General features: G+C 73.6%; 19 protein-coding genes. 14 read left to right on the top strand and 5 right to left on the bottom strand.

Annotated elements, in window-relative coordinates:
• Nucleotides 1–33 precede the first annotated feature (33 nt).
• The 3 genes from pyrE (at nucleotide 34) to OG764_RS17555 (ending at nucleotide 2,735) form a co-directional block, all read left to right on the top strand.
• Nucleotides 34–573 (top strand): orotate phosphoribosyltransferase, encoded by a 540-nt coding sequence (pyrE, locus tag OG764_RS17565; protein ID WP_328969368.1) that lies wholly within the window; start codon nucleotides 34–36, stop codon nucleotides 571–573.
• 295 nt (nucleotides 574–868) lie between these two features.
• Nucleotides 869–1,891: a class II fructose-bisphosphate aldolase gene (gene fbaA / locus OG764_RS17560; protein WP_328969367.1), complete on the top strand. Its 1,023-nt coding sequence runs from the start codon at nucleotides 869–871 to the stop codon at nucleotides 1,889–1,891.
• A gap of 430 nt (nucleotides 1,892–2,321) precedes the next feature.
• The gene (locus tag OG764_RS17555) at nucleotides 2,322–2,735 is read left to right on the top strand and encodes a DUF3151 domain-containing protein (protein WP_328969366.1); all 414 of its coding nucleotides are present in this window, start codon (nucleotides 2,322–2,324) and stop codon (nucleotides 2,733–2,735) included.
• Nucleotides 2,736–2,869: 134 nt separating this feature from the next.
• Here the strand turns inward: OG764_RS17555 and OG764_RS17550 are convergent, their stop codons facing one another.
• The 4 genes from OG764_RS17550 to OG764_RS17535 all read right to left on the bottom strand — a co-directional run bounded on the left by OG764_RS17550 (nucleotide 2,870) and on the right by OG764_RS17535 (nucleotide 6,708).
• Nucleotides 2,870–4,141 (bottom strand): cation:proton antiporter domain-containing protein, encoded by a 1,272-nt coding sequence (locus tag OG764_RS17550; protein ID WP_328969365.1) that lies wholly within the window; start codon nucleotides 4,139–4,141, stop codon nucleotides 2,870–2,872.
• 134 nt (nucleotides 4,142–4,275) lie between these two features.
• On the bottom strand, nucleotides 4,276–4,461 hold the full coding sequence (locus tag OG764_RS17545) for a hypothetical protein (protein ID WP_328969364.1): 186 nt from the start codon (nucleotides 4,459–4,461) through the stop codon (nucleotides 4,276–4,278).
• Between the two features lie 67 nt (nucleotides 4,462–4,528).
• Nucleotides 4,529–5,368 (bottom strand): methyltransferase domain-containing protein, encoded by an 840-nt coding sequence (locus tag OG764_RS17540; RefSeq protein ID WP_328969363.1) that lies wholly within the window; start codon nucleotides 5,366–5,368, stop codon nucleotides 4,529–4,531.
• Nucleotides 5,365–6,708, bottom strand: coding sequence for a cytochrome P450 (locus tag OG764_RS17535; protein ID WP_328969362.1), 1,344 nt, complete (start codon nucleotides 6,706–6,708; stop codon nucleotides 5,365–5,367). Before OG764_RS17535 ends, OG764_RS17540 begins: the two co-directional genes overlap by 4 nt.
• Before the next feature lie 393 nt (nucleotides 6,709–7,101).
• Between OG764_RS17535 and OG764_RS17530 the strand changes: the two genes are divergently transcribed.
• From OG764_RS17530 to OG764_RS17485, 10 genes are all read left to right on the top strand, one after another.
• Nucleotides 7,102–7,488, top strand: coding sequence for a hypothetical protein (locus tag OG764_RS17530; RefSeq protein WP_328969361.1), 387 nt, complete (start codon nucleotides 7,102–7,104; stop codon nucleotides 7,486–7,488).
• 39 nt (nucleotides 7,489–7,527) lie between these two features.
• A complete protein-coding gene (locus OG764_RS17525) occupies nucleotides 7,528–8,475 on the top strand; it encodes an ABC transporter ATP-binding protein (RefSeq protein WP_328969360.1) in 948 nt (315 codons plus the stop codon).
• Nucleotides 8,472–9,383 (top strand): ABC transporter permease, encoded by a 912-nt coding sequence (locus OG764_RS17520; RefSeq protein ID WP_328969359.1) that lies wholly within the window; start codon nucleotides 8,472–8,474, stop codon nucleotides 9,381–9,383. The genes OG764_RS17525 and OG764_RS17520 overlap by 4 nt, the downstream gene beginning before the upstream one ends.
• Nucleotides 9,384–9,444: 61 nt before the next feature.
• The gene (locus OG764_RS17515; protein WP_328969358.1) at nucleotides 9,445–10,677 is read left to right on the top strand and encodes a cytochrome P450; all 1,233 of its coding nucleotides are present in this window, start codon (nucleotides 9,445–9,447) and stop codon (nucleotides 10,675–10,677) included.
• The gene (locus tag OG764_RS17510; protein ID WP_328969357.1) at nucleotides 10,670–11,893 is read left to right on the top strand and encodes a flavin monoamine oxidase family protein; all 1,224 of its coding nucleotides are present in this window, start codon (nucleotides 10,670–10,672) and stop codon (nucleotides 11,891–11,893) included. Before OG764_RS17515 ends, OG764_RS17510 begins: the two co-directional genes overlap by 8 nt.
• A complete protein-coding gene (locus OG764_RS17505; RefSeq protein WP_328969356.1) occupies nucleotides 11,890–12,840 on the top strand; it encodes a Rieske 2Fe-2S domain-containing protein in 951 nt (316 codons plus the stop codon). The genes OG764_RS17510 and OG764_RS17505 overlap by 4 nt, the downstream gene beginning before the upstream one ends.
• Complete coding sequence (locus OG764_RS17500) at nucleotides 12,837–13,691, top strand: alpha/beta fold hydrolase (protein ID WP_328969355.1); 855 nt, start codon at nucleotides 12,837–12,839, stop codon at nucleotides 13,689–13,691. The genes OG764_RS17505 and OG764_RS17500 overlap by 4 nt, the downstream gene beginning before the upstream one ends.
• A gap of 185 nt (nucleotides 13,692–13,876) precedes the next feature.
• Entirely contained in the window at nucleotides 13,877–14,665 is a 789-nt protein-coding gene (locus tag OG764_RS17495) for a hypothetical protein (RefSeq protein ID WP_328969354.1), read from the top strand.
• Entirely contained in the window at nucleotides 14,611–15,273 is a 663-nt protein-coding gene (locus OG764_RS17490; protein ID WP_328969353.1) for a VOC family protein, read from the top strand. Before OG764_RS17495 ends, OG764_RS17490 begins: the two co-directional genes overlap by 55 nt.
• Nucleotides 15,274–15,480: 207 nt before the next feature.
• Nucleotides 15,481–16,899, top strand: a complete 1,419-nt coding sequence (locus tag OG764_RS17485) for an NAD(P)/FAD-dependent oxidoreductase (protein WP_328969352.1) — start codon at nucleotides 15,481–15,483, stop codon at nucleotides 16,897–16,899.
• 71 nt (nucleotides 16,900–16,970) lie between these two features.
• Here the strand turns inward: OG764_RS17485 and OG764_RS17480 are convergent, their stop codons facing one another.
• Nucleotides 16,971–19,493 carry a helix-turn-helix transcriptional regulator gene (locus tag OG764_RS17480; RefSeq protein ID WP_328969351.1) on the bottom strand — a complete coding sequence of 841 codons (2,523 nt, stop codon included), beginning with the start codon at nucleotides 19,491–19,493 and terminating at the stop codon, nucleotides 16,971–16,973.
• 290 nt (nucleotides 19,494–19,783) lie between these two features.
• Here OG764_RS17480 and OG764_RS17475 point away from each other — a divergent pair, with 290 nt between their 5' ends.
• Entirely contained in the window at nucleotides 19,784–22,036 is a 2,253-nt protein-coding gene (locus OG764_RS17475; protein WP_328969350.1) for a TOMM precursor leader peptide-binding protein, read from the top strand.
• Nucleotides 22,037–22,132: the final 96 nt, after the last annotated feature.

The raw sequence follows: 22,132 nt of genomic DNA, 5'->3' as shown, positions 1-22,132 counted from the left end.
CCGGGGGCGTACCGGCCCCCTAAGCTCATGGGCATGAGTGACATGCGTGGTGAGCTGCTGCAGCAGATCAAGGACAAGGCCGTCGTGCACGGCAAGGTGATCCTCTCCTCCGGCATGGAGGCCGACTGGTACATCGACCTCCGCCGGATCACCCTGGACGGCGTCGCCGCCCCCCTCGTCGGTCAGGTCATGCTCGACCTCACCGCCGAGCTGGACTTCGACTGCGTCGGCGGTCTGACCCTCGGTGCAGACCCGGTGGCCACCTCGATGCTGCACGCGGCCGCCGCCCGCGGCTCCCGCCTGGACGCCTTCGTCGTCCGCAAGGCGCAGAAGGCGCACGGCATGCAGCGCCGCATCGAGGGCGCCGACGTCAAGGGCCGCCGCTGCCTGGTCGTCGAGGACACCTCGACCACCGGCGGTTCGCCGCTGACCGCCGTCGAGGCGGTCCGTGAGGCGGGCGGCGAGGTCGTGGCCGTCGCGACGATCGTCGACCGGGGCGCCGCGGACGCCATCGCGGCGGCCGGTCTGCCGTACCTCACGGGCTACCGGCTGCCCGAGCTCGGCCTGTCCTGACCTCCCTTCGGCGCCAGACCGCCGAAGTCCGTCCTGAACGCGGCGCCCCGGATCCGGAATGTGGGATCCGGGGCGCCGCGTCGTGCGGAGCGGAAGTGGTGACTCAGGTCCCCGGTGTGCCGTGGACAGCTGTTGACCTGCTCTTTTCCCGGCGGGGGGAATGTTTCACGTGAAACGCTCCACACGGCACGGGTGGAGTGTCGCGCGGAGTCTGGAAAGATAGGCCCGACGGTGACGTCGCACCCAGGTCAGGGCCAGCAATCGCACACTCCCCGCACATCCAAGGAGCGGACAGATGCCCATCGCAACCCCCGAGGTCTACAACGAGATGCTCGACCGGGCGAAGGCAGGCAAGTTCGCCTACCCGGCCATCAACGTGACCTCGACCCAGACCTTGCACGCTGCCCTGCGCGGCTTCGCGGAGGCCGAGAGCGACGGCATCATCCAGATCTCGACCGGTGGTGCCGAATTCCTGGGCGGCCAGCACAACAAGGACATGGTGACCGGCGCGGTCGCCCTGGCCGAGTTCGCGCACATCGTCGCCGCCAAGTACGACATCACGGTCGCGCTGCACACCGACCACTGCCCCAAGGACAAGCTGGACGGCTACGTCCGCCCGCTCCTGGAGGTCTCCGCCGAGCGCGTGGCCAAGGGCCTCAACCCGCTGTTCCAGTCGCACATGTGGGACGGCTCCGCCGAGACCCTCGCCGACAACCTGGCCATCGGCCAGGAGCTGCTCGCGAAGGCCGCCGCCGCCAAGATCATCCTTGAGGTCGAGATCACCCCGACCGGCGGTGAAGAGGACGGCGTCACCCACGAGATCAACGACGAGCTGTACACCACCGTCGAGGACGCGATCCGCACCGCCGAGGCCCTGGGCCTGGGCGAGAAGGGCCGCTACCTGCTCGCCGCCTCCTTCGGCAACGTGCACGGCGTCTACAAGCCGGGCAACGTCGTCCTGCGCCCCGAGCTGCTCAAGGACCTCCAGGCCGGTGTCGGCGAGAAGTACGGCAAGTCCTCGCCGTTCGACTTCGTCTTCCACGGCGGTTCGGGCTCCACGGCCGAGGAGATCGCCACCGCCCTGGAGAACGGCGTCGTGAAGATGAACCTCGACACCGACACCCAGTACGCCTTCACCCGCCCGGTCGCGGACCACATGTTCCGCAACTACGACGGTGTCCTGAAGGTCGACGGCGAGGTCGGCAAGAAGTCCACCTACGACCCGCGCACCTGGGGCAAGCTCGCCGAGGCGGGCATGGCCAAGCGCGTCACCGAGGCGTGCGCGAACCTGCGCTCCACCGGCACCAAGCTGAAGTAACACCGCCGCCCACAAGGGGTCATTGCCGCCGGGTCCCGGCGGGAATGACCCCTTTCGGCCGTCTTGGCCGACTTGACGGAGTCCGGGGCGGACGTGGCGCGCGGGGCCGTGCGGCAGCGATCGTTTTCCGTGTGCCCCGGGGAGCGCCTGTCCAGGGGAGGGCGCGGCGCCCCCCGGAGCACGCGGGTCCCTCGCGGGTCCGCACGCGAGCGGTGGCGCCCGCCGGGTACGAGGGTTCCCGGTGGGCGTGCCGTTCCGTGCGGGTGGGGCGGCCCGGCTCCGCCGCGCACCGGGCTCCGCCCGGACCCGCGCCTCAAACGCCGGCGGGGCTGGGTGTGCGCCTCAAACGCCGGCGGGGCTGGGTGTGTGCCGCTGGAATCCGTGGTGGCCGGGTGCGTCGGGTGGGTGGTCGGCGGGGCAGACTGGGGCCATGTCCATTCACGAGAACCTCCTCGGGGGTCCCGCCCCGACCCACCTGCCCGACGACCCGGAGCCCCGCGAGCTGCTCGCCGCCGGCACCGACCCGGCCGAGGTCGCCGCGAAGTACCCGTCCTCCTCGCTCGCCTGGGCCCGCCTCGCGGACGACGCCTTCGAGGCCGGCCGCGCCGTCGAGTCGTACGCGTACGCCCGCACCGGCTACCACCGCGGCCTGGACGCGCTGCGCCGGGCCGGTTGGAAGGGCCACGGCCCGGTGCCGTGGGAGCACGAGCCGAACCGCGGCTTCCTGCGCGCGCTGCACGCCCTGTCCCGGGCCGCCCAGGCCATCGGCGAGCAGGCCGAGTACGAGCGCTGCTCGACCTTCCTGCGGGACTCCTCCGCCACGGCGGCCGACACCCTCGGCTGATCCGCATCCGGCCCCCGCGCGGCGCGTCGGCGCGGCGCGGGGGCCGTTGCGCGTCCGGGCCGCAGACCGCAGCCGTCGGGCCGTAGACCGCGGGCTGTGGCAGCCGTCCGCCGTCAGCCCTCCGCCGTCAGCCGTCAGTGGTCAGCGGCTGCGTCCTCCTGTGCGCGGATGTCCGGGGCCGGGGCCGGCCGGCCGGTGAGCTTCAGCAGCGGTCCGGTCATCAGGGTGGTGACCAGGGCGACCACGGTGAGTATCGCGAGCAGCGGGCCGTCGATGATGCCCGCCTCGTGGCCGATCTGGAGGACGACCAGCTCGGTCAGTCCGCGGGTGTTCAGCAGCACTCCGAGGGTGAACGACTCCCGCCACGGCAGGCCCGCGTACCTCGCGACCAGCCCCGCGCCGCCGATCTTCCCGATGACGGCCACGGCCAGCAGGCCCAGCAGGACCAGCCCGCCGCCCGAGGAGAGGTCCAGGCTCGACAGGTCCACTCCGAGCCCGAAGCCCAGGAAGAAGAAGGGCAGCAGCACGGTCTTGGACGTGGTGGCCAGCGGCTCGGCGGCGGCGACGGCGAACGGGTTGCCGGCCGGCCACACCAGGCCCACCAGGAACGCGCCGATGAGCTGGTGCACGCCTAATGCGGCGGTCAGCGCCGCGGAGGCGGCGATCGCGGTGGCGAGCACGACCCGGAGGGTGGCGAGGTCGGCGGTCTCGCCCTTGCGCGCGAACCACCCGGCCGCCGCCCGGCGCACCGGCCCCAGGTAGACGGCGACGACGACCACCACGATGAGCGCGCGTACCGCCGCGTCCCGGTGGTCCGAGCCCTGGGACAGCGCGAGGATCGCCGACAGCGCCAGCCAGCTGCCGCCGTCACCGACGGCCGCGGCGAACAGGCTCAGCCGGCCGGGTCGGGTGCGGGAGAGGTCCAGGTCCTCCAGCATGCGGGCCAGCACCGGGAACGCCGTGATGCTGATCGCGCATCCGACGAACAGGACGAAGACGGACTCCGGCAGCCCCGCGGGCGTGTAGCGGTCCGCGAGCGGCAGCGCGGCCAGGGCGCCGCCGACGAACGGCACGAACAGGGAGGCCTGGCTGACCAGCAGGCCCTGTCGGGCGGTGCCGCGCACCCGCATCGAGCAGAGCTCCTGCCCGGTGAAGAACATGAACACCGCCAGGCCGATCTGCGCGAGCCCGGAGAACATGGGCAGCACGTCCTTCGGGAACAGCCACGCCGCCGCCTCCGGGGCGAGTGCGCCCAGGAGCGAGGGGCCGAGGGCGATGCCCGCGATCACCTCGCCCATCACGCGCGGCTGGCCCACCCGGACGGCGAGCGCGCCCGCGGCCCGCGACAGGGCGAGGACGGCGGCCGCGCCGAGGAAGAAGTGGCCGATGGTGTCGAGAGGAAACATGGGGTTCCGTTCTGCCGGGCTCCCGGCCGGGCGGGTGCGGTACGCCGGGGGCAGTGCCGTGCGGTACCGACATGATCCGCACGACCCGGCCGGGGCCGGTCCTCGGGGGCGGTGGGGCCGGGTCCCGGGGGCCGTCAGTGGCGGGGGCGGCGGCCGAGTGCCATGCCGCCGAAGAGGAAGACCACGCCGAGGACGCCGGAGATGATGGCCGTCGTGGTCCCGGCGGGCTGGTCGCTGGCGTGCAGGACGGCCGTCACGAGGCCCATCACGCCGCTGATGTAGCAGAAGATCGTCAGGAAGATCTTGAGGTTCGGATTCATGGGGGGCGGGTCCAATCGGTGGTGGGTGGTGCCGGCCGGTCGGCCGTCCGGCGCCGGACGGGCCGGATCAATGGGGGGCGGTGCCCGTGGCGGTGAAGCCGAGCAGCATCACGTACGCGTCCGGGTCGGTGCGGAAGCGGTTCCACCGGTCGGCGGCCAGCGCGAACTCGGCGAGGCTCACCACACCGGCGGCCACGAGCGGCTGGAGGCGGCCGGGGCCCAGGTGTGGGGCGAAGGCCTCGACCGGGTGGTCGTCGTTGGTGCTGGCGAACGGGCGCAGGGCCACGTCCTCATAACCCGCGCCGCGCAGCAGCCGGGTCAGGCGCCGCCCGACGGTGCGGTCGCCGCCCGCGGAGGCCTGGGCCTGCGAGAGCTTCCCGTGGATCGCGGCCAGTTCGGGGTACGCCGGCTCGGCCAGGCCCCAGCAGGCCGCGTCGACCTCGGTCACGGCGATCCGGCCGCCGGGCCGCAGGATGCGCAGCGCCTCGGCGAGCACGGCCTGCGGGTCGGCCAGGTGCTGGAGTACGTAGCGCAGCAGGACGAAGCCCGCCGAGTCGTCCGGGAGCGGCAGGGCCGCGCCGTCGGCGACGAGGAGTTCGGCACCGCAGCCGTCGGCGTGGGCCAGCAGGTCGCCGTCGATGTCGACGGCGGTGTGGGTGAGCCCGGGCAGGGCGGCGCGCAGCCTGCGGGTGACCGCGCCGGAGCCGGCGCCGATCTCGACGAACGGACCGGCCTGCGCGTCCAGGCCCGCCTCGCGCAGGATGCGCAGTTCGGCGCCGAAGGACAGCTCCGCCTGGGCCTCCAGGCGGGCCAGCTCGCCGGCGAGCCCACCCGCCGTGGTCGCGGCGGGGTCGTACGAGCCGCCGACCGGGCCGGCGGCGGGGGAGGTCGGGGTGGACGTGGTCATCGGGGCCTCGCAGTCATCCGCATGCCGTGCTTGGGTCGCAGGGTCACCAGGGCCTCCGGCTCCACCGGGAAGCCGGGCTCCAGTTCGAGGCGGGTCGCGCGCATCAGGACGGCGAGCACCAGCGTGGCCTCGACCAGGGCCAGGTGTTGGCCGATGCAGATGCGCTCGCCCCCGCCGAAGGGCAGGTAGAGGTGGCTGGGCAGGTCGGCGTCCTCGAAGCGGCCGGGTACGTACGCGTCGGGCCGGTCCCAGTGGTCGGGGTGGCGGTGCAGCACCCACTGGCTGACGCACACCAGCGCGCCGGCGGGGATGTCGTAGCCGTCGATCGTGTCGGGGCCCTTGGCGCGGCGGGAGATCAGCCACACCGGCGGGTAGAGCCGCATCGCCTCCTCGATCGCGCGCCGGCAGTGCACCAGGTCGGGCAGGTCGGCGGCGGTGGGCGTGCGGTCCCCGAGGACGGCGTCGATCTCCGCCCGGACCTTCTCGGCCTCCTGCGGGTGCCGGTCGAGGAGGTACAGCGTCCACGTCAGGGCCTTGGCGGTGGTCTCGTGGCCCGCCATGACCAGGGTGAGCACCTGGTCGCGCAGCTCCTCGTCGTCCAGTTCGCCGATCATCGCGTCGAGCAGGGACGCGGACCCGTGCGCGGGGGACTGCCCGCCGCCGGCCGCCCGCCGCGAGGCGATGACGGTCCGGGCGATCAGCTGGAGGAACATGCGCGCCTGTACGTATCCCTTGCGGCGCAGCGCGGTGTCCGCGGGATCGGGGTCGGGGTTCGGTACGTAGTGCCCCATGAAGCGGTTGGCGGCGTCGACGGCGCGGCCGAAGCCCTCGCCGGCCGCGCCCATGTCCACGCCCAGCACGGCACGGGTGAGGATCGCCAGCGTCAGCGAGGTCAGGTGGTGCTCCACGGGCAGGGCGGTGCCTTCGGCCATGGCGTCCCGCCAGCGCTCCAGCAGCGCCTCGGTCTCCTCGGTGATGATGCCGTCGAAGGTGGCGACCTCGGTGCGGCGGAAGGCGGGGGCGCACTGCTTGCGCTGGCGGGCCCAGTCGGCGCCGTTGCTGGTGAGCAGCCCGTTGCCCAGCAGCGGGCGCAGCATGGCGTCGTCGGGGGTGCCGGCCTTGGTGTAGTTGCCGGTGTTGTCCTTCAGCACGTGCCGCACCAGGTCGGGCCGGTGCAGCATGAACACCCGCTCGCCGTCGCTGACATGACTGGTGATGTCGCCGTACGTACGATGCATTCCGGTCACGAAGGCCAGCGGGTCGGCGCGCATCAGCTCCATGTCCACGGGGGTGTCGGGCCCTGGTGGGACGGTGCCCGCCGGTGCGTGGGTCGCTGTCACGTGAACCTCCGTGGGTGGCTGGATCCGGTGTACGCAATCCCCTGCGCGAACCGGCCCTGCGTTACGTATCGGCTGTCGGTAATTCCGTAATCGCCGGGGGAATTCCTCCGGCAGTGCTCCGGGCCCGCGCCGGACGGGGACCGGCGTGAGAGCATGCATATGCGCAGGCCAGGGCAACCGGGCCTGCGGGTGCGGGTGGTTGGGTCACAGTAACGCCCGGAAAGAATTGGCTCAATGCTTATCGGTGGGGCCCGGATACTCATTGGCCGGGCGTCTTCGGATTACGTTTCTTTGCGTCTTGGCGGACGGTTCCCCGCCGTGTGATTGTTTGCTCGTCGCCGGCACAACGACTGAATCGAATCCGAAGCAAACCGAAGGAAGAGGAGAGTTCACATGGCGCTCGACCCGCAGCAGCGTGCTGAGTTCGTGAACTGCTACACCCGGGTTCTCATCAGCGCCTGGTCCGACGAGGCGTTCTCCGCGAAGCTCGCCAACGAGCCGCGGACCGCGCTCGCCGAGTCCGGCCTCGAACTCCCGGCCGACGCCGAGATCGTCATCGTCACCCAGGCCCCCGACGGCCACGAGCAGGGCAACCTGGACGTCCAGGTCGACCTGTGGGAGGCGGGCCTGGCGACCGGCCGCTACGAGTTCCACATCCCCGCGACCCCGACGGTCGACCCCGTCGAGCTCAGCGAGGGCGAACTGTCCGACGTGGCCGGCGGCGTGGACGACATGTCCGAGTGCACCTACTGCTGCTGCCCCTGCTGCTGCTGCACCTGACAGGCGCTCGCAACCCTTCCCACTTTGCCGGAGCGTCCCATGCCCACTGCGCTGACGGAGCATCCCGTTTCCGTACGCGGACTTTCCAAGCGATACGGTGACGTCCAAGCGGTTCGCGACATCAGCCTCGACATTGTTCGCGGTGAAGTGTTCGCACTGCTCGGGCCCAATGGCGCAGGAAAGACCACGACCGTCGACATTCTGACGGGAGTGCAGTGGCGTACCGGTGGAGACGTGCGGGTCCTCGGCCATGATCCGGCCGAGGATCCGCGGGAATGGCGAGCGAGAATAGGCGTGGTGCCCCAGACGACGGGCACCTACTCCGATCTGACCGTAAAAGAAGTCGTCACGCATTTCGCCGCCATGTATCCGGCCCCGCTGCCGGTCGGCGAAGTGCTGGAGATGGTGGGGCTCGGCTCCCTGCACTCGCGTCAGGCCACCGCACTGTCCGGCGGCCAGCAGCGCCGTCTGGACGTAGCGGTCGGGGTCGTCGGCGACCCCGAACTGATCTTCCTGGACGAGCCGACCACCGGACTGGACCCGGTGGCCCGCCGCGAGGCCTGGGAGCTGGTCCGCTGGTTCGCCGACCGCGGCCGTACGACCGTCCTGACCACGCACTACCTCGATGAGGCGGAGGAACTGGCGCAGCGGGCGGGCGTCGTCGTCGGCGGCAGGCTCGTCGCGTGCGGGCCGCTGGCTTCCCTCGGCGGCCGCGACCAGACCCCCGCCACCGTGAGCTTCGGCCGCGGCGAGGCACTGGCCGACGTCCCCCTGCCCCCGCTGCCGCCCGACACCGAGGTGGCGCCGTCCGGTCCGTGCACCGTGTCGCTGCGCACTTCCGCGCCCTCGCACGTGCTGGGCCTGCTCCTGCCGTGGGCGCACGCGGCGGGCGCGCCCGAACTCGCGGACCTTCGCGTGCACCGTCCCACCCTCGAGGACATCTACCTGAGCCTGATCGACAGGGAGAGCAGGGAGAACGCCGCATGACCGCGCTCGTGCCCGAAACCAGGTCCATGAACCCGTCCCCGCCCCGGTACGACGGCGGAGCGGCCCGTACGGTCTCGGACGTGCCCGCACGCCCGGCCGCCGCGCGTGCGGCCCGGGGGTACGCGCGGGCCTGCGCGGCGCGCTCGTCCGTCGAGCTCAGAGCGTTCTTCCGCAACAAGCAGTCGCTGGTGTTCACGCTGCTCTTCCCGGTGATGCTGCTCGTCGTCTTCGGCTCGATCTTCGAGGGGAAGGTCGAGGGCACCGACACCGACTTCCGGCAGGTCTTCATGGCCGGGGTGATCGCGGCGGGCGTCATGAGCACCGCGTTCTCCGGCCTGGCCATCAACGTGGCCATAGAGCGGGACACCGGAACGATCCGCCGCCTCGCCTTGACGCCGATGCCCAAGTCGGCCTACTTCGTGGGCAAGCTGGTCCGCGTCGTGGTGACCACGGCCCTCGAAACGCTGCTGCTCATCGGCATCGCCGTGGCCGCGTTCGGACTGCCGCTGCCGCAGACGGCCGAGCGGTGGAGCACCCTCGCCTGGTGCCTCGCGCTGGGCACCGCGGCCTGCGCGCTGGCCGGCACCGCCTACAGCGCGCTGATCCCCAACAGCCGTTCCGCCGCGGCCGTGGTGACGCCCGTGTTCATGGTCCTGCAGTTCATCTCGGGCGTGTTCTACCCGTTCGAGAAGCTGCCGCTGTGGATGCAGAACACGGCCGCGCTGTTTCCCGTGAAGTGGATGGCGCAGGGCTTCCGCTCGGTGTTCCTGCCGGACTCCTTCACCGCCGTGGAGCCCGCCGGCTCCTGGGAGTTGGGCCGGATCGCCCTGGTTCTGGCGCTGTGGGCGGTCGGCGGGCTGCTGGCGACCGGCCTGACGTTCGGCTGGCGCGGTCCGCGGGTGCGCTGAGCGGCCACGACCCACGACAGCGGCCGGGCGAGAGCAGTGCCGTGAACAGGAGAACGCGTAGATGACCGAGACCGCCGGGCTGCCCGCCCACCTGGCCCACCCCTTCAGCCCCGCCGGGCGCATCGACCCGTACCCGGCCTATGACTGGCTGCGGGCCCACGACCCCGTGCACCGCGACCCGATGACCGGCGTGTGGCTGGTCACCGGGTACGCCGACTGCGCGGCGCTGCTCAAGGACCCGGCGTTCTCCGCGGCCGCGGGCCAGCGCGAGCGGTCCCGGGACGACGACCTGCCGGTGTCCATGCTGACCACGGACGGCGCCGACCACACCCGGCTGCGCGCGCCCGGCGCCCTGCTGCTCGGCCCGGCCGCCCTGGCGTCCGTCTCCGACGCGATCGCCGCGGACGCCGACGCCCTGCTCGACCGGGCCGTGGAGCGCGGCATGCCCGTCGATGCCGTGGAGGAACTCGGCGCGCCGCTGGCGACCGCCGTCCTGGCGAGGCTCTTCGGCCTCGCCGAGGACCAGCGCGCGACGCTGGCCCAGCTGGCCCGCGCCGCGTCCGTCAACCTCGACCCGCTCGCCCCGCCGCACGTCGCCCGCCTGGGCCGGGCCGCCATGGGCGAGCTGACCCGCTTCCTCGACGCGCACGCCGCGTGGGCCGACCCGGGCTGCCCGCTCGGCCGGCTGGCCGCCGACCCCCGGCTGACCCGGCCCGAGATGCTGGGCGTCCTCGGTCTCGCCGTCGTCGGTGGCTGGCAGCCGCTCGCGGAAGCCGTCGGCAACGCCCTGTACTGGCTGCTGCCGCGCCCCGACGTACGGGCGGCCCTGCGCACCGCCGGTCCGGACGCGGCCGAGACCGCCGTGGACGAGCTGCTGCGGCTCGAAGCGCCGATCCCCTTCACCGCCCGCGTCACCGCCCGCGACGCCGAGCTGCCGGGCGGCCCCATCCCCGCCGGGCAGCGGGTCCTCGCGGTGGTCGCCGCCGCCAACCGGGACCCGGCCGTCTTCGCCGACCCCGGCGAGCTGGTGTGGGACCGGCGGCCCAACCCGCACCTCGCCTTCGGCGGCGGCCCGCACTTCTGCCTGGCCGCCCGCCTGGTCAAACAGTCCGGAGCGGTGCTCCTCGGCAGGATCGTCCGACGCTTCCCCGAGGCCGTCATCGCGGGCCCGGACCCGCGCTGGGCCCCGTCCCTGATCCCGCGCCGCCTCGCCGCCCTCCCCGTCGCCCTGGGCACGGACGTACGGGACGCGGACGTACGGGACGCGGCCGGACTGGAGGGCGCACATGCCTGAGGTGGTCGTGATCGGAGCCGGAGTCGCGGGGCTGGCCTGTGCCCAGCGCCTCGCGCAGGCCGGCGTCGACGCCCTGGTCCTGGAGGCCCGGCCCCGGATCGGCGGCCGTGTCCGCACGTTCCGCCCGGCCGACGGCGGGCCGGCCCTCGAACTCGGCGCGCAGATCGTGCACGGCGACCGGAACCCCGCCCACACCGTCCTCGGCCCGCTGCCCGCCGCGCCCCGCCCGTCGGCCGCGTACGTCGTGTCCGGCCGCGTCGCCCGCCCCATGGGCCTCCTCGCCCGCGGCGCGAACCCGCCGTGGGCGCTGGAGGGCAGGCTCGCCGCATACGCCACCCCCGGCGGTCTCAGCGTCGGCGGCTGGCTGGCGGCGAGCGGTGCCACACCCGCCGAGGCGGCCACCGCCCGCGAGTGGCTGCGCCAGACCTGGGCCGCCGACCCCGACCGCCTCGACGCCGCCGACGTGGCGGCCGCGGTGCGCCAGGACGGCGGCGGCCGCGGCGAGTTCACCGTCCCCGGCGGCATGGAACTGCTGCCCCGCGCCCTCGCCGAAGGCCTGGACGTGCGTACGGGCGTCCCCGTCCGCCGGATCGGGACCACCCCCGAGGGCGGCGTACGCGTCGTCACCGGTGACGGCGAACTGACCGCGGACCGGGCGGTCCTCGCGGTACCGCCGGTCGTGGTCGACGGCGGCCTGCTCACGGTCGACGGGCTCGGCCCGGACAAGACCGCGGCGGCGCGGACGCTGGCGCCCGGCGACGGCTTCTGCGCGGTGGTGACCCTGGCGGGTCCGGCCCCGGAAACGGCCTCCGTGTTCGACGCGGACGGCGTCGGCGGTTTCGTCTCGTGCCGGCAGGGCCGTCCCGAAGTGCTCATCGTCGCCAAGTCCGCCGCGGCCGCGTGCGTCCGCGAGGCGGCCGGGTCGGCGGTCCACCTCGCCGCGCTGCTGGCCGTGGCGCTGCCGTGGACCAGGGGCGTCGAGGCGGTGGACGTCGAGACCGCCGACTGGGCCGCCGACCCGTACAGCGGCGGGGCGTTCTGCGCGCCGGGACCGGGCTCGGACCGGGCGGCCCGGGACTGGGCCCGTCCCCTGGGCGGGCGGGTGTTCTTCGCGGGGGAGGCCGCCACGACCGGGCGCGCCTTGCCGTGGCTGCAGGGTGCGTACGCCGACGGGCGGCGCGCCGCACAGGAAGTTCTGGAAGCGGGGAAGCAGTGACAGCAAAGATCCACTCGGGGTGGTACCTGGCCGCGTTCGCATCGGACCTGGACGGCGAGGTGGTCCCGCTGGCCATCGGCGCCCGCCGTCTGGTGGCCGTGCGCAGGGAGGGCGGGCTGCGGGTCTACGACGCCGACTGCCCGCACCGCGGCGCCCATCTCGGGTACGAGGGCCGGGTGGAGGGCGGCTGCCTGGTGTGTCCGTTCCACGGGCGGCGCATCGGAATGGGGCAGCCCTCGGGCGGGGGCAGCCGGCCCTGGGTGCGGGAGCACGAGGTCGTCGTGTGCGGTGACGCCGTCTTCGTGCGCCTCACCGACGGGCCGGACGACGACCGCGGGCTGCGCACCGTGCTCAAGGAGATGGCCGAGTCGATGCCGCTGGTCAAGGCGGTGGAGCGGCCGGTGAACGCGCCCGTGGACATCATCGTCGAGAACGTCTTCGACATCGAGCACTTCCAGGCGGTGCACAAGGTGTACCGGGTCTGCGGGATGAAGCATTCCACCGGTGCGCACGGCGAGTTGGTGATGGACGGGGAGTTCCCGATGCCGTCGTCGCCCTGGCGGCCCGACCGTGGTGAGGCGGCTCCGGAGGCCGGGCCGTACGTGCCGCGCTTCCACGGCCGTGCGTACAGCCCGGGCGTCGTCGTCACCGAGTTCGGCCCCGCCGACGAGGTGCACGTCATCGTCACCGGCGCGGTGCCCGACGGGCAGGGGGGCTGTGTGGTCCGGGTGGCCCTCGGCGTCCGCGAGGGCCGCGAGGACCAGCTGCCCATGCTGGTCGCCGGCAGCGAACGGGCCGTGGCCGAGGACGTGGTCGTCTGGGAGAACCTCAACCCGCGGATGGCGCCGCGCTTCGACGCGGCCGACGCGGCGGTCGTCGCCTACCGGGAGTTCTGCACGGGGTTCGCCGAACTGGGAGACGTGCCGGTGGCCGGGGAGGCGCCGTGACGGGGGCCGACCCGGGCGCCGGCCGCCACGTCTGCCGCGAGCCGCTGCCCGGCGAGCGGGAAGGCGCCTACGACGGCCTGCGCACCCTCGCGTACGGCAGTGGCCCCACCGTGCTGTGGGTGCACGGCTACACCATGGACGCCACCTTGTGGCGGCCCTTGTGGCGGCTGCTCCCCGGACTGCGCCACGTCGGCGTGGACCTGCCGGGGCACGGCGGCTCCGAGGCGCTGCGCCCGGGGGTGACCATGCCCGAACTCGCGGCACGCATCGCTGGGTTGGCTCGTGCGGAGGGGGCCCGGCGGTGGGTGGGCCTGTCCTTCGGGTCGACCGTCGCGCTGGAGGCGGCGCTCGCGTACCCGGACGAGGTGGAACGGCTCGTCGTCGGCGCGCCGACCCCCGCCGGGGGACCGCCCGACCCGGCGGCCCGCAAGCGGTACATCGAACTGCTGATGCTCCGCCGGATGCGGGGGGCGGAGGCGGCCGAGCAGCTGGCCGACCTGTGGATGACGGCGCCGCCGGACATCTTCCGGGGCACCGAGGCGCATCCGGTGCTCCGCGCCGAGCTGCGGTCCGTCGTGGCCCGCCACTCCTGGGCCGAGCTGGACGACGGGTCGATGGCGGGGCTCGGAGCCCGTGTGCACTCCGGGGAGGAACTGGCGCGGATCACGGCGCATGTGCTCGCAGTGACCGGAAGCGACGACATGCCCGTATTCCATGACAATGCCGCCCTGCTGTCCCGGGTGGTGCCGCAGTGCCGCACCTTTGTGGTGCCGGACGCCGGACACCTGCCCTTTCTGGAACAGCCGTGGACGGTGGCGCCGCTGCTGCGGGAGCACCTCTTGGCCGGTTAGACGCTTAATGGGCGCGTCGGCGCCCATATAAAGTGATCATGGAAAGCTAATTGGGGGTCTGGGGGGACATGCCGATTTATGCGCTTGAGTTCTTTGGGTCGATCCTCCAAGTGATGGGGCTGGTGGAGGGGCCTGACCTTGCCTTTTACTTCGGCCGGCATCTGATCGAGGAACGGTCGAAGCCGGTGGGGAACGCACTGACCCTGCATTTCGCCCCGCACGCCGGGGTGGGGCAGGCGAGCCGTGAGGTGCGCGTACTCGACGGCGAGGGGCGCCTACTACGCCGCTGGGCCTACCACGGCATAGGCGGAATCCCGCCAGTCTTGCCACCCTTCGCCGTCCTGGAGCACCCGTACGCGGTCGTGCAGGCCGCCGTGCTGGCCAAGGGCGCCGGCGTGGTCGCCCTGGTGGGCGGTATCGGCTCGCCGCGGAACTCCGTTGCCCTCGCCCTGGGCGCTCGCGGCTGGCGCATGGTTTCCGGCCAGTACCTGGTGGTCGACCGCGTCACCGGCGAGACGCTGCCCTACCAGCTGCCGCTCGAACTGCGCGGCCCCGCCCTGGAGGCCGCCCGCGCGGCCGGCCTCACCGACTGCCCCGGCACCGACGCGCGCCCGGTCCGCTCGCCGCTGACGGGCTCGTCCGTCATGGTCCGCCCGGAGCGGCTGATCGCCACGGCGGCCATCGGCGAACGGCTGGGCCCGGCCACCCTGGTCCGCCTCTGCAGCGCGGGCGCGCAGCGCTCCCGCCTGGAGGACTGGGACTTCGCCGCCTCGGTGTGGCCCACGGAGGCCTCGGCCGACCCGGCCTTCGCGGCCGCCCCCCGGATGCGCCTGCTGATGCCTGAATCGGGCGGCGCCGAAGAGGCCGCCGACCTGCTCGACGCACGACTGAACGCGACCGCCCCGAAGGGAAACGCACCGTGCCCCGCCGTACCTCCTACGTTGACGGAACTCCTTGCTGGATCGACCACGTAGGCGTCGATCCCACCGGTGCCAAGGACTTCTACGCGGCCCTCTTCGGCTGGGAGTTCCGGCCCGAGGGCGGCCACGGCTACCACCTGGTGCTGCTCGGCGGCGAGATCGTCGGCGGCCTCGGGCCGAGCCCGGCCGGACCGCGCTTCGGCTCCGCGTGGACCGTGTACCTCGCGGCGAAGGACCTCGACGCCGCACGGCAGCGGGCCGAGAAGCACGGCGCCCACGTGCTGGTGCCGGGCGTCCCGGCCGGCGGCAACGGCCGCCTCAGCCTCGCCGTCGACCCCCTGGGCGCGGCCTTCGGGCTGTGGCAGGGCGCCCACGACGAGGGGGTGGTGGTCGTCGACGAGGCCGGTGCGATGACCGGCGCCGTGCTGCACACGCCGCAGCCGGGGGAGTCCGGCGACTTCTACCGCGAGGTCTGCGGCGCCCGGCCGGAGACCGGGGAGGCGGCGGACGCGCGCTGGGTGCCGCGGTTCGGTGTGGCCGACATCGGCGCCTTCGAGGACCTCGCCCGCGCGGCGGGCGGCCGCGTCCTCGCCCCGGGACTGCTGAGCGACCCCTGGGGTGCGGTGTTCGGAGTGACGGAGGGCTTCGGCCCGGCCCGCTGAATCCCGGTCCCTTCGATTACGCAATCCGCCCGGTACTTAATCCCCCGCTGCGCATCGCCGCCTGTTCATTCCGGCCGCGTGCCGTGCGAAGGTCGTTGCGGCCGATGAAAAACCGATGCGAGGCATCCGCCGCAGACAATTCCTGTGCGTCCGTCGGCGTAATGGAATGCGGCGGAATTGCGTCGGGGGAAAGGGGAGGGTAACGCGATGGCATCCGAGATCGTGGTCATGGGTGGTGGGCCGGCCGGCTCCATCGCCGCGACGCTGCTGGCCCGCCAGGGCGCGCGCGTGAAACTGCTGGAGCGCGCCCATTTCCCGCGGTATCACATCGGGGAATCCGTGGCGACGTCCTGCCGGTCCATCATCGAGCTGGCCGGCGCGCTGGAGAAGGTGGAGGAGCGCGGCTACCAGGTCAAGGAGGGCCTGCTGCTGCGGTGGGGCGCCGAGCGCGACTGGGTCGTCGACTGGCCCGAGATCTTCGGTACCGACGCCCAGACGTCCTGGCAGGTCGACCGCGCCGACTTCGACGACGTACTGCTGCGCCACGCCGCCTCCCAGGGCGTCGAGGTCGTCGAGGGCGCCCAGGCCCGCAAGGTGCTCTTCGAGGACGGCCGCGCGGCGGGCGTCGAGTGGACCCACGAGGGCCGGGAGCACACCACCCGCGCCGACCACGTCATCGACGCCACCGGCCGGGCCGGGCTGATGTCGGTGCGCCACCTCGACAACCGCACCCCGCACGACGTGTTCCGCAACGTGGCCGTCTGGGGCTACTACCGGGGCGCGACGCTGCTGCCGAGCACCCCCCGAGGCGGCATCAACGTCATCTCCGCCCCCGAGGGCTGGTACTGGGTCATCCCGCTCAAGGACGACGTGTACAGCGTCGGGTTCGTGACCCACCAGGACCACTTCCTCAAGCGCAAGCAGCGCCACGCGAGCGGCGCGGAGGGCATGGAGGCCCTGTTCCTGGACGCCGTGCAGGAGTCGGAGACGGTGCGCGAGCTGGTCGAGGACGCCGTGTTCCAGCACGACGTGCGCGTGGAGCAGGACTTCTCGTACACGGCGGACAGCTTCTGCGGCCCCGGCTACTTCCTCGCCGGCGACTCCGCGTGCTTCCTGGACCCGCTGCTGTCGACCGGCGTCCACCTGGGGATGTACAGCGGCATGCTGGCCGCCGCGTCGATCCTCGCGGTCGACGCGGGCGAGGTGACCGAGGACGAGGCGCTGTCGTTCTACGAGGCCCTCTACCGCAACGCGTACGCCCGCATGTACTCGATGGTGTCCGGCTTCTACGAGCAGTACCGCGGCAAGGCCACCTACTTCTGGCTCGCCCAGCGGCTCGCGCGCGGCCGCCACCCGGAGCTGATGGACCGCGAGGCGAACGCGGCCCCGCTGCGCTCCGCGCCGGACAGCGAGGCCTTCGCGGCGCTCACCGCCGGGGCCCTGGACCTCGACGACGCGCAGCGGGCGGGCGGCGCGGGTCCGCTGCCCGCCGAGGTCCTGGCCGAGCGGATGTCGCCGCGGCGCGGCCTCGTCGGCCGGGACGCGGCGACGGGGCTCTACCTGGTGACCAGCCCCCGGCTGGGCATCGGCCGGGCCGGCCGGTCCGCGCAGGCGGCGCACGCCTGATCCCGGGGGCCGCGGGCGGGGGCGTGGGCGGGGCGGTGGGCCGGGGTGGCGCCGCCGCCCACCACCCGTGGTCACAGCGGCATTTCCTCGCCGATCGCGCCCGCCAGCTCCCGCCGGCTGTGGATGCCCAGCTTGCGGTAGATGCGGCCCAGGTGGGTGTCGACGGTGCGCTTGCTGAGGAACAGTTTTTCCGCGACCTCCAGGCTGGAGCTGCCGCGCACCACCAGCTCGGCCACCCGCTGCTCCGCCGGGCTCAGCAGGGTGCGCTCGCGGCCCGGCGCGGGCTGGGGCGCCGGGCCCCGCTGCTGGGGCACGCCGTCCAGGATCGTCGTCGCGGCGGCCTCCTCGCCCAGCGCCCGGTACGAGGCGGCCGCCTGGGCGCGCCAGGTCACGCAGGCGGGGTTGGTGATGCCGCGCAGCGCGAGCCGGTGCCCGCAGTCGAGGAACAGCAGGACGGCGGTGGTGTGGTCGCCGCGGGCCGCGGCGACCGTGGCGTGCGCCTGGAGGGACAGCGCCTTGATGAACGGGTGCGCGTCCCCGACCACCGGCTCCTCGGCCAGCAGGGCGGCCGCTTCGGCGGTCCGGTCCAGGCCCACGAGGGCGCGGGCCGCGGCCGCGCGGGCCGCGGCGGCCAGTGCGGCGGCGCCCAGTCGGTGGGCGAGGTGCAGCGCGGTCTCGGCGTCGGCGTGCGCGCCGGCGTGGTTGCCGCGGCGGTGGCGGACCTCGCTGCGGACGAGGTGGGCGAGGAGCGCGGTGGCGAGGTCGCCGGCCGCGCCCGAGATGCTGATCAGCCGGTCGGTGAGGGCCGCGGCGCCGTCGAGGTCGCCGGTCCAGGTCAGGGCCAGGGCGGCGCCCACCGGGCCGGCCGCCGCCCCGGGCGCCGACCGCTCCCCCAGGCCGGTCGTGCCGGTCGCGACCCGCAGGGCCATCCGGCGAGCGGTGCGGAGCCGGCCGCTCGCGGCGGCGGCCGCGGCGAGCGCCCCGGCGAAGGTGTGCGCGGCCGGGTCCGACGGGTTCGCGGCGGCCAGCCGGGCCGCCCGGCGCAGACCCGAGCGGTGCCCGGTGAGCAGGGTCTGGGCGGTCAGCCGCAGCAGGTGCTCGCGCGGCGGGGCGGGCAGCGCCGCCAGTTCCCGGCAGACCCGGACGAAGGGCTGGGCGCCCTCGATGCGGGAGACGAGCGCGGGGGAGGCGAGCCGGGCCAGCGCCTCGGCGCGCCGGACCGGGCCCAGCGGGCTGTCGGCGGCGGCCGCGGCCTGGCGTGCACAGGCGTCGAGGTCGCGGTGGAGTTCGACGGCGCCCAGCCGAACCGTCAGGTCGAGAAACGATTCCTCTCGCTCCTGGGCCTCCTTCACCGCGTTCTCGTCGTCCTCGGCCGCGGGCGCGCCGCGCTCCTCCAGCAGGGCGAGCGCGCGCCGCAGGTAGCGGGCGGCGGACTCGTGGTCGCCGACGCCGGCGGCCTGCGAGCCCGCGCCGCGCAGCACGTCGATGCCCCAGTCGCAGCCCGCCAGGAGCAGCTGCTCCGCCGTCTGCCGGGCCGGGGCGCCGAGCCGTGCCATCACGGCCGCGGCGCGCCCGTGCAGCAGCAGCCGCTCGTGCGCCTTCACCCGGGCGAGCACGGCCGGCCGGACCGCGGCGTGCGTGAAGCGGCCCGGGGCGCCGGCCTCCAGGAGCCCGGCCCGTACGAGCGTCTCGCGGGCCTGCTGCTCGTGCACCTCGCCGTGCTGCGAGAGCGCGCCGCACACGGCGGGGTCGGTGTCGGGGCCCAGGACGGCCAGCTGCGTGAGCAGTTCGCTCGCGCACGGGTCGTCCTCGTCGAGCCAGGCCAGCACGGTCTCCGACAGGGCCTGCGCCCCGATCGGCAGCACCTGCTCGGGGTCGGGCGAGCCGGGCGGCACGTGGGTGCGCCGCAGCCGGGTCACCAGGTCGTGCAGCACGAGCGGGTTGCCGTGCGCGAGGGTGTGGCAGAGCGCCGCCAGCTCCTGGTCGACGGGGCTCTCGAAGGCGCGGTCGACCAGTTCGGTCGTACAGGTCGGACACAGCGGCTCCGGCCACAGCCGCAGCAGGTACGGCAGCGGGCCGAGCTCCTCGGCCACCTGCGCGGCGGCGGAGGCCGGCAGCGTGGCCACCATCAGCACCGGCAGGTCGTCGAGCCGCCGGGCGATGTACGAGAACCAACGCATCGAGTGCGGGTCGGCGTTGGTCAGGTCGTCGACGAGGATGGCCACCGGCCGGTCGACGGCGAGGGCGCGGGTGGTGCGCAGCAGACCCAGCAGCGCCTCGTGGGTGGGCCCGGCCTCCCCCGGCCCGGGTACGGGCGTGCCGTGGCCGCCGGCGCCGCCGAGCACCGGGTCGAACAGCTGGCTCACCATGCTGTACGGATACTGGCTCTCGCTCGGATGGCAGCGTGCCCGCAGCACCAGGGTTCCGGGCGGCAGCAGCCGGGGCACGGCGTTCAGCAGCGCGGACTTCCCGATTCCGTGGGACCCGTGAATGGTGGCCACGGTCGGGCGTCCCAGGGCGAGTTCGGCGATGGCCCTCTGGAGGAGATCCATCTCGCGCTCACGGTGGTAGAGGTCCCCGGTGGGTGAATGCATTGGGTCAATGTCGCATTCCGTAGGGTGCAGATCAAGACAAAGGGCAGTCGGATCAGTGCAGTTGGCCGCGGTGCTCGCGGAATAACCGGATGGATCAATTCCGTGCGAGGTCGTGTGTGTCCCGGCGCTCTCCCCGGCGCCCGTCCCGGTACGTACGAAACACCTTCGGACTACGTATCCGGAAGGGTCTTCCTGCGTATCAGGTGAAGCATTTACCCGCGGTCGGCCTCGTGTTTGTGTAGCCGGTGCGATGCCACGTCAGGCCCGATCGCGAGAACCAAGGGGGACAGATGGAAAAGCCGCGGCTCAAGGCCCATTTCCACGCCGAAGTGCTGGAGGGCGAGCGGGTCTTCCTCTACGCGGAGGGCCAGAACTACCTGGTGCCCGGGAAGGCGGCCGCGGCCGTGCTGCCGCACCTGGACGGCCGCAAGACGGTCATGGAGATCGTGCAGGCGCTCGCCGGCACGCTCCCCGTACCGGCCGTGTTCTCTGCGATCAAGCGGTTCGGCGCCGCCGGTCACCTGGCCGAGGGCCGGCCCGACCTGCCGGAGGCCACCCTCGCCTACTGGGACGCCCTGGGCATCGACCCCGCCCGCACGGTCGCCGCCGCGCCCGTCACCGTCTCCGCGGCCGAAGGCGTCGACCCCGGCCCGGTCCTCGAAGCGCTGAGCGCGCTCGGACTGGCCGCCCGCACCGGCGACTTCGACGCCGTGCCGGAGGAGGGCATCTCCGTCGTCCTCGTCGACGACTACCTCGACCCGGCCCTCGAAGTCCGCAACGAGCGCCAGCTGGCGGCCGGCCGGCCGTGGCTGCTGGCCCGCACCGGCGGCGTCGCGCCCTGGATCGGCCCCTTCCTCGACCCCGACCACACCGGCTGCTGGACCTGCCTGGCCCAGCGCCTGGCCGGCAACCGCCAGCTGGAGCGCTACCTGGCCGGCAAGCGCGGCGAGACCGTGCCCCGCCACCCGGTCCGCGCGGGCATCGCGGCCGGACCGCTGGCCGCCGCCGGCCTGATCGCCGCCGAGGCCGCCCGGATCTCCGCCACCGGCGAACCCGGCGCCCTGTGCGGGCAGATGGTCACCCTGGACCTCGGCACCCTGAAGACCGAGAACCACCCGCTGATCCGCCAGCCCCAGTGCCGCTCCTGCGGCGACCCGGCCGTCTTCAGCGGGCGCAGCCCCAAGATCGTGCTGGCCTCCGGCGACGCCGTCCACACCAGCGACGGCGGCTACCGCGTCAACAGCCCCGAGGCCACCCTCGCCCGCCTGGAACGGCACATCAGCCAGCACCTCGGCGCCATCACCAAGCTGGCCTCGCACACCCCCGAGTCCAACACCCTGACCTACAGCTACGCCGCGGGCCACAACTTCGCGATGGTCAACGACAGCATGGACCTGCTGCGCCGCAACCTGCGCGGCCAGAGCGGCGGCAAGGGCCGATCCGAGATCCAGGCCAAGGTCAGCGCCGTCTGCGAGGCCATCGAGCGCTACGTCGGCGTCTGGCGCGGCGACGAGCCCGTGCAGCGCTCCGCCTACCGCGACCTCGACCCGGCCACGGTCGTGCACCCCCGCAGCCTGCTGCACTTCTCCGACGCCCAGCTCGCCGACCGCGCGGCCTGGAACAAGGACCCCGCCAACCGCCTCCACAAGGTGCCGGACCCGTTCCCCGAGGACGCCGCCATCGACTGGACCACCGGCTGGTCCCTCACCCACGACGAGGAGCGCCTCGTCCCGGCCGCCTACTCCTGGTACGGCCACCCGGACCTCCAGGACCACTTCTTCTGCATCGCCGACTCCAACGGCACCGCCGCCGGCAACTCCCTCGAAGAAGCGATCCTCCAGGGCCTGTGCGAGCTCACCGAACGCGACGCCGTCGCCGTGTGGTGGTACAACCGGCTGCGCGTCCCGGCCTTCGACATGGACTCCCTCGACGACCCGTACGTGGACCGGCTGCGCGCCTTCTACGACGCCATGGACCGCGACCTGTGGATGATCGACATCACCACCGACCTCGGCATGCCCGTGTACGCGGCCGCCTCGCGCCGCCGCCACAGCGTCGAGGACGTCATGGTCGGCTTCGGCGCCCACCCGGACCCGCGCGTCGCGGCCTTCCGGGCGCTCACCGAGCTCAACCAGTTCCTGCCGATGATCGACAAGCGCGACGCCGACGGGGAGACCGCGTACCTCGTCAGCGACCTGGAGACGCTGACCTGGCTGAAGACGGCCACCGTCGCCTCGGAGCCCTGGCTGCTGCCCGACCCGGAGCTGCCCGCCACCAAGGTCGGCCCGCAGGCCGGGTTCGACCTCGCCGAGCGCATCCGCGACCAGGTCGAGCGCATCAAGGAGGCCGGCTCCGAGGTCATCGTCGTCGACCAGACCCGCCCCGACCTCGAACTCAACGTGGTCAAGGTGATCGCCCCCGGCCTGCGCCACTTCTGGCGCCGACTGGGCCCCGGCCGGCTCTACGACGCCCCCGTCCGCATGGGCCGGCTCGCCGAGCCCACCGCGGAGGCCGACCTGAACACCTGGAACGTCTTCTTCTAGACGCCCTCCCGGCACGCTCCCTCCGCGCCGGCCCCCCCGGGACCGGCACCGATCACCCGCCACACCGCCGCGGGCCGGGGCACGCCCCGGCCCGCG

This window comes from Streptomyces sp. NBC_00239, from assembly GCF_036194065.1.
GTDB lineage: Bacteria > Actinomycetota > Actinomycetes > Streptomycetales > Streptomycetaceae > Streptomyces.
Note: the sequence above shows the minus strand (reverse complement) of the source record. Positions and strands in the feature narration are given on the sequence as shown.

Bases quoted from the DNA above. Each gene is read 5' to 3' on its own strand.
- OG764_RS17530 (WP_328969361.1), top strand. From the start codon at position 7,102: ATGGCGCTCGACCCGCAGCAGCGTGCTGAGTTCGTGAACTGCTACACC.
- OG764_RS17555 (WP_328969366.1), top strand. From the start codon at position 2,322: ATGTCCATTCACGAGAACCTCCTCGGGGGTCCCGCCCCGACCCACCTG.
- pyrE (WP_328969368.1), top strand. From the start codon at position 34: ATGAGTGACATGCGTGGTGAGCTGCTGCAGCAGATCAAGGACAAGGCC.
- OG764_RS17520 (WP_328969359.1), top strand. From the start codon at position 8,472: ATGACCGCGCTCGTGCCCGAAACCAGGTCCATGAACCCGTCCCCGCCC.
- OG764_RS17475 (WP_328969350.1), top strand. From the start codon at position 19,784: ATGGAAAAGCCGCGGCTCAAGGCCCATTTCCACGCCGAAGTGCTGGAG.
- OG764_RS17485 (WP_328969352.1), top strand. From the start codon at position 15,481: ATGGCATCCGAGATCGTGGTCATGGGTGGTGGGCCGGCCGGCTCCATC.
- OG764_RS17510 (WP_328969357.1), top strand. From the start codon at position 10,670: ATGCCTGAGGTGGTCGTGATCGGAGCCGGAGTCGCGGGGCTGGCCTGT.
- OG764_RS17525 (WP_328969360.1), top strand. From the start codon at position 7,528: ATGCCCACTGCGCTGACGGAGCATCCCGTTTCCGTACGCGGACTTTCC.
- fbaA (WP_328969367.1), top strand. From the start codon at position 869: ATGCCCATCGCAACCCCCGAGGTCTACAACGAGATGCTCGACCGGGCG.
- OG764_RS17545 (WP_328969364.1), bottom strand. From the start codon at position 4,461: ATGAATCCGAACCTCAAGATCTTCCTGACGATCTTCTGCTACATCAGC.
- OG764_RS17480 (WP_328969351.1), bottom strand. From the start codon at position 19,493: ATGCATTCACCCACCGGGGACCTCTACCACCGTGAGCGCGAGATGGAT.
- OG764_RS17540 (WP_328969363.1), bottom strand. From the start codon at position 5,368: ATGACCACGTCCACCCCGACCTCCCCCGCCGCCGGCCCGGTCGGCGGC.
- OG764_RS17550 (WP_328969365.1), bottom strand. From the start codon at position 4,141: ATGTTTCCTCTCGACACCATCGGCCACTTCTTCCTCGGCGCGGCCGCC.
- OG764_RS17515 (WP_328969358.1), top strand. From the start codon at position 9,445: ATGACCGAGACCGCCGGGCTGCCCGCCCACCTGGCCCACCCCTTCAGC.